Raw genomic sequence first — 10,115 nt, 5'->3', positions numbered from 1 at the left:
CTCTCCGGCGCGACTGGAGCTGAAGTCATAAACCACCGCTGCCACATCCGAGAACTGGCTGGTAGCGTAGGCCCACACATAGGAGCGATGGGTTTTCTTTGTTCCCGGCATGAGCATCTGCACCGGTGTTTCATCTGCGTGGATGACTTGTTGCCCAAGCACTACTTCGCGCAGCGCATCGACCAGCGGCTGCAACTGAACTCCGGTCACGCCAACCCATTGAGCCAAGGTTGAACGTGGAATCGCCAGGCCCGCTCGACCGAAGATCGATTCCTGACGGTAAAGCGGCAGATGGTCAGCAAACTTGGCGATCATGACCTGTGCGAGCAGGCCCGAAGTCGGGATGCCCTTATCAATGACCTGCGCCGGAACCGGTGCCTGGATCAGCGTTTCGCAGTTATCGCAGACCCACTTGCCACGGACATGGCGCTCGACGGTGAACACGCCGGGCGTGTAGTCCAGCTTCTCGCTAACGTCCTCACCTATGCGCTTGAGGGCGCAGCCGCATGGGCAGTGAGTGTTGTCCGGTTCGTGATGGATCAACGTTCGCGGAAATTCTGCCGGCAATGCCGTGCGCTTGGGCTTTTGCTTTTCCTCGGTCGCCGTTGGTGCTATTTGCAACGCCTGAAGCTCGGCCTCAATCGCCGCGATATCAGTATCGATCAGGTCATCTAGCAGGCTGGCCTGTTCAGGATTCATCTGCTCGCTGCGCTTGGCAAACTTCAAACGCTTGAGCTGGGCGATCTCATGGGTCACTTTCTCAATGACTGTTTGATCACGGTTGATTTTCTTGCCCATAGTGTCGACTTGCGAGAGCAACTGCGCTGCGAGGACGCGCAGTTGAGTGGGAGACAGTTGGTCGAGATTGGGCGAAGAAGTCATACGCCGGACTTTGCCAGAGCAGGCGTTTCGCGACGATAGACCGATAGGCTAATGGCAGCCGTTAAAGCAGTATGATCGAGCCTCCAGAACCTGCGCGTTGCCATGGCAGCCCCAGCACCAATGCTTGAAGTTGCTCGGCATCCAGTTCCATCTCAGAACCATGGCGAATGCCAGGCCAGTGGAACTTGCCTTGGTTTAACCGGCGCGCCGCCAGCCATATTCCGAAGCCGTCATGCACCAGCACTTTCATGCGATTGGCGCGACGGTTGGCGAACAGATAAGCGCAGTGCGGCTGCGCCGCACCGAACACCGCGATCACCTTGGCTAGCGCCGTTTCGGTGCCTGCGCGCATGTCCATCGGTTCGGTGGCGAGCCAGATAGAGTCGATGCGAATCATCGCAGAATATCTCGAAGAAAAGCCGCGCAGGCGGCAGCACTTTCAGTGGGCCAGTTCACTTTGATGATGCCGCGCGGGTGCTGTATTTCAACGCAGATATTCGATGATGCTGGATGGGAGTTCGCCCCGGCCAGCGGCATGGCTAACGGAATAAATGCAGGTGGCGGCGCCGGGATTTTCTGCGCTTGCAGCCGAATCCATTTGTGGACGAGGTTTGCGTTGAGGCTATGACCGAGCGCGACGCTGGCAACCGAAGCGCCTGGTTGGGCGCACTCTTGAATGATCTGGGCTTTAAAGGATTTGGAATAGGAACGGCGTGTTGGCTGCATGAAATACCCGCTTAAAAGGCTAGAACTGGTGTCCACTTAATTTAAGTGCACACCATGTCTTCGCTTTGCAGGGCTGGGTAGATGACTTGGCCGGACGGTTACCAAGCTCGTAACCATGTGACGGTGGAAAGGCGGCAAAGCCATTGCCCCATTTTTTGCTGTTGCACTCGCTATCCGGCGTTCGAGCAGCGGCAGTGCATGTCTACTGGAGGAGTGCACGTTCCTTTGGTCAGCTCTGCGCCCGAGCATAATGATGTGTGTCATTCTCTAGTCGCGGATGAGGGCCGGACAATCATGAGCGAGCATTGGATAGTCAAGTGCCAGAATACTGAGGACGGTACTGGCGACATCATCATTGACCTACCTCCAGAGTTGCTTGACCAAATGGGGTTAGGTGTTGGTGATCATTTAGAGCTAACGATAGCGAATGGCACATTAGTGCTGACGCCCATGAACAGTGCAATATCAGTACGGCCGATGTTTGCTGGAGTCCTGCGTGAGGATGCCTATCATGCTTACCGCAAGCGGTTGGCTGCGTATCTCCATATCCCTTCCAACGCTTCGGATCAAGACATTCACGACATGATAGTAGCTGGCTTTTCGGCCGGCCTGATTTCATCGCTTTGTGCTGATGGCACCGTAAATCCGCAAGAACGCGACATAATCATTCACCCCAAAACGCTCAAAACAAAATTGGCAAGCGATCAGCTTTTAACGTCGGATGAGAGCGATCGCCTGTTCCGGTTCGCACACATTACCGCCATGGCCGAGATCATGTTCGGGGACGAAGGGAAGGCCAAACAATGGCTTTCCAAACCCAAAGCCCGTTTTTTGGGAAAAAGCCCACTGGCAATGGTCACTACGTCTCACGGCACACATCTAGTTGAAGAAATGCTGATTCAGGTGTCTGAAGGCATGTCATTTTAATCCTGCCACAGTTAACAGTGTGGACGGAAATAACGGGCAGCAGCATGCCCACTTCTATGACTATCACTGAATCTGAGAGTCAATCACTATGATCAACGCAAACGCTCTAGCCGGTATAGGCATCAAAGCCCAAGCGTTGGTTCATCCCTCAACGGCGTGCGTTACGTCATTGCACCTGCGACTCTTGATACCGCCAAGACGGAGTCGAAACCACCACATAGTCGATATAAATGATCAGTTCATTCAACAGGACTCCCGCCAAAATTGTGGGGTGGCCGGTTAGCATCCTTAACGGGGATTGGACATCGACTCGATAATACGGCACTGCTCGATCACGCCGCCCTCGCAACAAGCAATCAAACGCTCCAACTCCACCTCCAAGCCTTGCAGGTCTCGGATGCGCATTCGAACCTGCTCTAACTGCCCCTCGATTTTTGCGTCCACCCTGGCGCAGGAAGCGTCGCGGTTATCCGCAAAGCCCAGCAACTCTCGAACATCGTCAAGGCTGAAGCCCAGTGTGCGGCTACGTCGGATGAACAATAGACGGTCGCGCTCCTCGTCGGTGTAGAAGCGATAGCCTGATGCTGAACGCCCTGCAGAAGGCAGGAGGCCGACCTGCTCGTAATAGCGGATGGTCACCGCTTTGGTATCAGTCGCCTTCGCCAGATCACCGACTGTGTATTTGGTCGAACTCATTTCGCTTGACCTTATAGTTGCTAGAATCTTCATTCTACGCGCCTTAGGCGATAAGCAAATCTGCGTGCGCTCAATAGAAAAGTGGACTGAATCCTATGGAAGCCCCCTTAAAACAACATCAATCCGGAGCTTGGGCGCTGTTGCTCTGTGCCTGGTTGCTTGCTCTGGTATCAACAATCGCCGTGCTATTCGTTGGTGAAGTCATGGGGCAACTGCCCTGTGTGCTCTGTTGGTTTCAACGAGCCTTCATGTTTCCACTCGTCCTGGTATTGGGCGTCGCCTGCTGTTTATCGGACACCGGTGTTTGGCGCTATGCACTGCCATTAGCAGTCATGGGTTGGCTCATCGCTCTGTATCACAACCTGCTTTATTTCGGACTGATTCCTGAAAGCATCAAACCTTGCGGGGCCGGCCCTTCCTGCTCCGGTGCCGACATGACCATCCTCAGTGGTGTTCCGCTGCCACTTTTATCGCTGGGCGCGTTCAGCCTGCTGATCATTTTTCTCGTTCTTATCCGTCGGAGATTTACCGTATGAGCAGACGCGCCGTCGTCCTCTCCATCAGCGTGCTAGCCATCGTAGGCTTTGCCGTCGCAGCATTTTTCTACAATCGTGCTGCCACTGTGCCCCAGGCTACAGCACCTGTACCGCAAACCAGCGCGCTAGTGCGGTTTAACTCACCAAGCTTCGGCCCTGCCGACGCCCCGGTGACAATCGTAGAATTCTTCGATCCATCTTGTGAAAGCTGCCGTGCCTTCTACCCCATCGTCAAAAAGATGATGTCACAACACCCAGGCGATGTTCGCTTAGTGCTGCGCTATGTGAAGCTTCACGTAGGGTCTGAAGAAGCCATACGTCTGCTCGAGGCTTCACGTAAGCAGGGTGTTTTTGTGCCGGTACTTGAAGCTGTCCTCGCTGCTCAACCGCAGTGGCATGACGATGCGAAAGCATCAGCAGCTTGGGACGTAGCGGCCCAAGCGGGCTTGGACGTGGCTAAGGCTCGTGAGGACATGATGTCGCCGGAGATCACCGCCACGATAGAAAGAGATGCCGCTGATGCCAAAACTGTAGGTGTGAAGGGAACACCGACATTTTTCGTTAACGGTAAACCCCTGACTAACTTCGGCGCTCAACAGCTCTACGATCTGATTTGGAGCGAAATCAACCAAGCTCGTTAATAAGGGCGCGTGCGGAATGCGGAATGAAAAAAGCTCACCGGGCTCGACAATCCGCTTGACCTTATAGTGGCTATAGGGTGTTCACTCTTCACAATAAATTGTGGAGAGTGCCTTTATGAAAAGCTGTTGCGGTGATGAACAAACACCGAAAAGTGACGCCGCCGTTGAGGTATTTGACCCGGCAGCACCGACCGGCTGCTGTGCACCTGCCGCGACTATGTGTAATACAACTACAGCACAGTCCAACAGTAGTTGCTGCTCCGCGAAAACTTTGGACGTCAGCTCAGCGCCTTCTTCAGTAAAGGGCGCGGGTTGCTGCTCCCCCGGCTCCGATATCAGTAAATCGAACTGCGCTGTCGTAGCACCGCCATCTGCCCTGTACAGCCTTGCCGAGCCGAGCCAGCCTGCTGCTACGGTTGATAATGACCTTTTTATCGATGCTTGCTGCCCACCATCTGCTGCGGGTAGTCCCAAAGTCGGCATCGAAAACGTGTCTCCCACCAATACCGACGAAGCGACTCGTTTCAGCAGTTTCAGGATTGGGCAGATGTGCTGTCCTTCCGAGCAGACCATGATCGAGGACAAGCTCGCGAAGATGAGCGGCATTCAAAAGCTCGAGTTCAACATGATGAACCGCACGATGGCTGTCTGGCACGAGCTACCCGACACCTTGGGTATCGAGGCAGCAGTGCTATCGCTGGGCATGCACGCCGAACCTTTGAGGGCTAATGGCAATGCAACCAGCGCAGATACGCCAGAAGTCCTTCCCCAGGCGGAATCACCTAAGAGCACATGGTGGCCATTAGCGCTTTCCGGTGTCGCTGCCGTGGGTGCTGAAGTCCTGCACTTCACTAACTCCGCGCCTGAATGGGTGATAGCGGTCATAGCCTTGTTCGCCATCGTGCTCTGCGGGCCTACGACCTACAAGAAGGGTTTGATCTCGATCAAACACCTCAACCTGAACATCAACGCGCTGATGAGCATCGCGGTTACCGGAGCGGTGTTGATCGGACAGTGGCCAGAAGCCGCGATGGTCATGTTTCTCTTCACCGTTGCGGAAATGGTCGAAGCGAAATCGCTGGATCGTGCGCGCAATGCGATCAAGGGGCTGATGGACTTGACCCCTGAACGAGCTACCGTGCGCCAACCCAACGGTAGTTGGCTGGAAGTCGATGTAAAAACGGTCGAGATTGGGGCCTTGGTTCGTGTCCGCCCCGGCGAACGAATTGGCCTGGATGGTAAAGTCTCTTCTGGTAACTCTACTGTTAACCAAGCGCCCATCACGGGCGAGAGCTTGCCCATCGAAAAAGATGTCGATGATCCTGTCTATGCCGGCTCCATTAACGAATCCGGCTCCTTCGAGTATCGAGTGACAGCTGAGGCCAACAATACGACCCTTGCTCGAATCATTCACGCGGTTGAAGAAGCCCAAAGTTCGCGAGCTCCAACCCAGCGGTTCGTTGATAAGTTTGCCAAAATTTATACGCCAGGGGTGTTCTTTTTCGCCGTCGCGATTGCGGTATTCCCACCACTGTTTATGGGCGGATTGTGGACTGACTGGATCTATCGTGCACTGGTGCTTCTGGTGGTTGCTTGCCCTTGTGCGCTGGTCATTTCCACTCCGGTGTCCATCGTCAGTGGTCTGGCGGCAGCGGCTCGCAAAGGCATTTTGGTTAAAGGCGGCATCTACCTGGAAATAGGCGCCAAGCTGAGTTTCGTCGCGCTCGATAAAACCGGCACCATTACCCATGGGAAACCGGTTCAGACAGACTACATTCCGGTAGCCGAAGACTCAGAGGTACATCCTCAGATTGTTGCCGCCAGCCTCAGTGCACGCTCGGATCACCCCGTATCACAGGCAATTGCCAAGTACGAAGGCTCGGACGCATCAACGTTCCTGCAAGTGGAGAGTTTTGAGGCCCTTCCCGGTCGCGGGGTAAAGGGGATGATTGAAGGCCAGCTCTTCTACCTGGGCAATCACCGACTGATCCAGGAGTTGGGGCTCGGTACTTCGCAGTTGGACGAATCTCTGACTAGCCTGGAGCGCCAAGGCAAAACAGTCGTAGCCTTGACCAGCGCCAGTCAGGTTTTTGCGTTGTTTGCTGTAGCCGATACCGTAAAGGACTCAAGCCAGACAGCGATCAAGGAGCTGCATGCATTGGGTATCAAGACCATGATGCTTACAGGCGACAATTCGTACACGGCTGATGCGATTGCCAAACGAGTTGGGATAGATGAGGCGCGGGGAAACTTGTTGCCCAGCGACAAGCTTTCAGTAATTGATCAATTGAAGGGCCGTAAGCACGTGGTGGGGATGGTCGGTGATGGGATAAACGATGCACCTGCATTGGCCAAGTCTCAGATCGGATTCGCCATGGCCGCGGCTGGCACGGGAACCGCTATTGAAACGGCTGACGTTGCTTTAATGGATGATGATCTGCGCAAGATTCCGGCCTTCGTCCGCCTGTCACGCGAGACAGCTGTGATTCTTAAGCAAAACATTTTGTTCGCCTTAGGTATTAAGGCCATTTTCCTTGTGTTCACCCTCATGGGTTTGGCCACCATGTGGATGGCTGTTTTTGCAGACGTTGGAGTGAGCATACTTGTCGTGCTCAATGGACTTCGATTGCTAAAGAAGTAGATCGCGAGGTGAGGATGAAAGATAAAAGCGTCTTCGCCCGGCCAAGCAACTTTGTGGATGGCTCTTTTCGCCGATATGGGGACGAGCCCGCTTGTGGTATTCAATGGACCACAACTATTGCGGTATTGATTCGAAAGCTACATTGTCAAAATTGATTACTCACATAAGGAATTAAATATGCAATGTCCTATCTGCAAAGATATAGCTTTAGTAATGACTGAGCGCCAGAGCATAGAAATTGACTATTGCCCGCAATGCCGCGGTGTCTGGCTTGACCGAGGTGAACTCGACAAGATTATTGAGCGTAGTCAGCGACAAGAGACCGTTAGATTGCTTCCACAGAACCTCACATCACCTGTCCAAAGTTCGACGCCAGCAGAACAACCTGGTTACAACCAGTACGGGAATAAGCATGGTCATGGAGATCGAGGGAGCCACAGCGGTGGATGGAAAGAAGGTGGCCATCAAAGTCAAAGTGGGCATCAGGGACAACCGAGTCGCAAAAAATCGTTTTTGCAGGAACTATTTGATTAAGATGGCGATTTCTCGCTTATGATCTGAATACTACATCAAACCAGTATCCACCTTTGAATGATTGGTTTGATGATATGGAACGGTTTGGGTGCTAGTAGGTCTTTATATTCTACAGTCCACTCGTTGGATCTTCATTAGGCTACATTTGGGGAAAAATCATGAGTTCAGGGCACAGTCACGGTCAAGTACGTGCGGGTCATGAAAAGATGTTATGGATCGCACTCGCCCTGACGACAAGTTTTATGATTGCTGAGGTCATCGGAGCCTTTGTCACGGGCAGCCTAGCCTTACTGTCGGATGCTGCGCATATGCTGACAGACGTTGTGGCTTTGGCAATATCCTTGCTGGCTATTCATATTGCCAAACGCTCTGCTGACAGGAAGCGCACGTTCGGGTATGCACGATTCGAAATACTTGCAGCCACATTCAATGCTGTCTTGTTGTTTTTAGTCGCTATATACATTGTCTATGAAGCGTATCTTCGACTTAACGCCCCCGCAGAAATTCAGTCGACGGGCATGTTAGTAATTGCAGTGATGGGACTGATAGTTAACCTCATTTCAATGCGTCTGTTGAGTGCCGCTAGTGGGGAAAGTCTCAATGTGAAGGGCGCTTATTTAGAGGTTTGGAGCGATATGGTGGGGTCTATTGGCGTCATCATTGCAGCGCTTGTAATCCGCTTCACCGGTTGGAGTTGGGTTGATTCACTTGTTGCAGCAGGTATCGGATTCTGGGTGCTGCCTAGGACTTGGTCACTGCTCAAGGAAAGCATGAATATATTACTGCAGGGCGTTCCAGAGGGCATCGATATTCAAAAGGTGGAGGCGAAAATATACGGAATCGTAGGAGTAAAAAATGTGCACGATTTGCATATATGGGCTTTAACCAGTGGTAAGAGTGTAATGAGCGTTCACCTGGTCGCTGACTATACCTCCCGCAGTGAACAAGATATTTTAACTGAAGTCACGTCGCTTATGAGTGAAGAGTTTCAGATCAGTCATACTACTGTACAAATGGAAAAAGCAGATTTCCATAGCCAATTAGTTGACGATTATGAAGGCAAGGTCCACTAATTGAGTTCCACTTTTAAGACAAGTTGTTATTTCGGGGATCCACCCCAGAGGGCTAGTTAAAATGAAAAAATTATTTTAAATTGTGCTCTGCATGATAATGCTTTTGTCTCTAACAGTAGAGCCGGTTTTGTCGAGCCCGGCTAGACCAGAAAAGGTATTCGGGTGGATTGAAGAAGGGATACTTTTACCAGAAAATATCGCCGTGAAAATAAAGTTGGATACTGGGGCTCTTACGTCATCCATGGATGCGAAGGACTTAAAAAGATTCCAAAAAGATGGAGAAGAATGGATTCGGTTTAACGTTAAAGTCAAAGACACCAAAACTAAGAAGGTGAGTAGCGCACTCTTCGAACGACGGATTGAACGAAATGTAAAAGTTAGAGGTGCCGGCGGCGCTGAACATCGTCCAGTCGTCATGATGACGATGTGCATAGGAGATAAAATTTATAAAGAGGAATTTTCTCTGAAAGATCGAGGCGAGATGAACTATCCCGTACTGATAGGACGCCGAACATTGGAAGCTTTGGGAGCGGTCGATGTTTCGCGCAAATTCACCGAGGAACCCCACTGCAGTTAATTTTAAATATATTTATATTATAGTTTTAGAGTTACTTTATTTGCAAAGCACCTGGAAGGCATACTCGTATTGAGTGTTGCAAAGGCCGACTGAATCGTCAAATAAAAAGACGGACAGTCGGTCGCAGTTTTTTTAGATGCTTGAAAACTTACCATTCTAATATGAATGGCTCTGAGTGGAGTGTGCGTTAATTTTAATGATGATCTTTAGACTTCATTCTTGCCACTAGTTGGCTGCTATTACTGCTGCTGGCCAGTCATTGAAGTAAGTTTTAATGAGGCCAAGGCTTTGGATTGACATGCGCTAAACAGATCAAGCTCAGGTCGATATGCCGAAGTTTGGATATTCATCAATCCTAATATCGAATGGAATAAGTTGTCATGGGATAGTGATGCGCCTCGCTGTTCCCTCAAGCATTGAACGTCTAGTTTTTGACGAGATTGCATGTTTTTGGAGATCCAGAGAACCATGGGAATGCTAGTCTGCTCTTTGGGCGCCATAGCATAAGGCAGTCCGTGCAAGTATATCCCGTTCTCGCCGAGAGACTCACCGTGATCAGAGACGTAAAGCATAGCCGTATCAAAGCGCTCAGCGTTGCGCTTTAGCAAGTCAATCGTTTGTCCAAGTACATAGTCTGTATAGACGATACTGTTATCATAGGCACTGACTATGCTCTCGCGCGTACATCGCTCTAGTTGGTTATTATCACAAACGGGACCAAATCGCTCGAATTCGCGTGGGTAGCGCTTGTAGTAGGATGGGCCGTGACTACCTTTCATGTGGAGAACCACGACTGAATCACCCTGTTGTTGATCCAAGTAAGCTTGCAGGTCTTGCAATAAGACTTCGTCGTAACACTCGCCTGCTCTGCATAATCCTGAT

The 10,115-nt window shown here is 51.5% G+C and carries 13 protein-coding genes; 7 read left to right on the top strand and 6 right to left on the bottom strand.

What is annotated here, in order from left to right:
* The 3 genes from HT737_RS29105 to HT737_RS29095 all read right to left on the bottom strand — a co-directional run.
* Positions 1-882: IS66 family transposase (locus HT737_RS29105; protein WP_182404550.1), on the bottom strand; the 882-nt coding region annotated here is incomplete at its 3' end.
* Positions 883-943: 61 nt separating this feature from the next.
* On the bottom strand, positions 944-1,279 hold the full coding sequence (gene tnpB, locus HT737_RS32165) for an IS66 family insertion sequence element accessory protein TnpB (RefSeq protein ID WP_042561913.1): 336 nt from the start codon (positions 1,277-1,279) through the stop codon (positions 944-946).
* Complete coding sequence (locus HT737_RS29095; protein ID WP_108184288.1) at positions 1,276-1,608, bottom strand: transposase; 333 nt, start codon at positions 1,606-1,608, stop codon at positions 1,276-1,278. Before HT737_RS29095 ends, tnpB begins: the two co-directional genes overlap by 4 nt.
* A 294-nt stretch (positions 1,609-1,902) precedes the next feature.
* Here HT737_RS29095 and HT737_RS29090 point away from each other — a divergent pair, with 294 nt between their 5' ends.
* Entirely contained in the window at positions 1,903-2,535 is a 633-nt protein-coding gene (locus HT737_RS29090) for an antitoxin Xre/MbcA/ParS toxin-binding domain-containing protein (protein ID WP_080963325.1), read from the top strand.
* Positions 2,536-2,823: 288 nt separating this feature from the next.
* Here HT737_RS29090 and HT737_RS29085 read toward each other — a convergent pair whose 3' ends face one another.
* Positions 2,824-3,231: a helix-turn-helix domain-containing protein gene (locus HT737_RS29085; RefSeq protein WP_042562261.1), complete on the bottom strand. Its 408-nt coding sequence runs from the start codon at positions 3,229-3,231 to the stop codon at positions 2,824-2,826.
* Positions 3,232-3,326: 95 nt separating this feature from the next.
* On the opposite strand from HT737_RS29085, the gene HT737_RS29080 reads away from it, so the two are divergent.
* Complete coding sequence (locus HT737_RS29080) at positions 3,327-3,767, top strand: disulfide bond formation protein B (protein WP_047297380.1); 441 nt, start codon at positions 3,327-3,329, stop codon at positions 3,765-3,767.
* Positions 3,764-4,408, top strand: coding sequence for a thioredoxin domain-containing protein (locus HT737_RS29075; RefSeq protein WP_042561909.1), 645 nt, complete (start codon positions 3,764-3,766; stop codon positions 4,406-4,408). Before HT737_RS29080 ends, HT737_RS29075 begins: the two co-directional genes overlap by 4 nt.
* 81 nt (positions 4,409-4,489) lie before the next feature.
* Here the strand turns inward: HT737_RS29075 and HT737_RS32160 are convergent, their stop codons facing one another.
* Positions 4,490-5,014, bottom strand: coding sequence for a hypothetical protein (locus HT737_RS32160; RefSeq protein ID WP_162184570.1), 525 nt, complete (start codon positions 5,012-5,014; stop codon positions 4,490-4,492).
* Between HT737_RS32160 and HT737_RS29065 the strand changes: the two genes are divergently transcribed.
* The 4 genes from HT737_RS29065 to HT737_RS29050 all read left to right on the top strand — a co-directional run bounded on the left by HT737_RS29065 (position 4,956) and on the right by HT737_RS29050 (position 9,233).
* On the top strand, positions 4,956-7,049 hold the full coding sequence (locus HT737_RS29065) for a heavy metal translocating P-type ATPase (protein WP_047297379.1): 2,094 nt from the start codon (positions 4,956-4,958) through the stop codon (positions 7,047-7,049). The genes HT737_RS32160 and HT737_RS29065 overlap by 59 nt on opposite strands.
* Before the next feature lie 177 nt (positions 7,050-7,226).
* On the top strand, positions 7,227-7,583 hold the full coding sequence (locus tag HT737_RS32465) for a zf-TFIIB domain-containing protein (RefSeq protein ID WP_080896081.1): 357 nt from the start codon (positions 7,227-7,229) through the stop codon (positions 7,581-7,583).
* Between the two features lie 158 nt (positions 7,584-7,741).
* Positions 7,742-8,656 carry a cation diffusion facilitator family transporter gene (locus HT737_RS29055; protein WP_042561907.1) on the top strand — a complete coding sequence of 305 codons (915 nt, stop codon included), beginning with the start codon at positions 7,742-7,744 and terminating at the stop codon, positions 8,654-8,656.
* A gap of 91 nt (positions 8,657-8,747) precedes the next feature.
* Positions 8,748-9,233: an ATP-dependent zinc protease gene (locus HT737_RS29050; protein ID WP_155416825.1), complete on the top strand. Its 486-nt coding sequence runs from the start codon at positions 8,748-8,750 to the stop codon at positions 9,231-9,233.
* Positions 9,234-9,472: 239 nt separating this feature from the next.
* Here HT737_RS29050 and HT737_RS29045 read toward each other — a convergent pair.
* The coding region (locus HT737_RS29045) for a phosphoethanolamine transferase (protein ID WP_182404549.1) at positions 9,473-10,115 on the bottom strand (643 nt) is incomplete at its 5' end.

The sequence above is a fragment of the Pseudomonas sp. MD195_PC81_125 genome (genome assembly GCF_014060985.1).
GTDB classification, from domain to species: domain Bacteria; phylum Pseudomonadota; class Gammaproteobacteria; order Pseudomonadales; family Pseudomonadaceae; genus Aquipseudomonas; species Aquipseudomonas parakoreensis.
The sequence above is the reverse complement of the archived record's forward strand: the minus strand, read 5'-3'. Positions and strand labels throughout refer to the sequence as shown.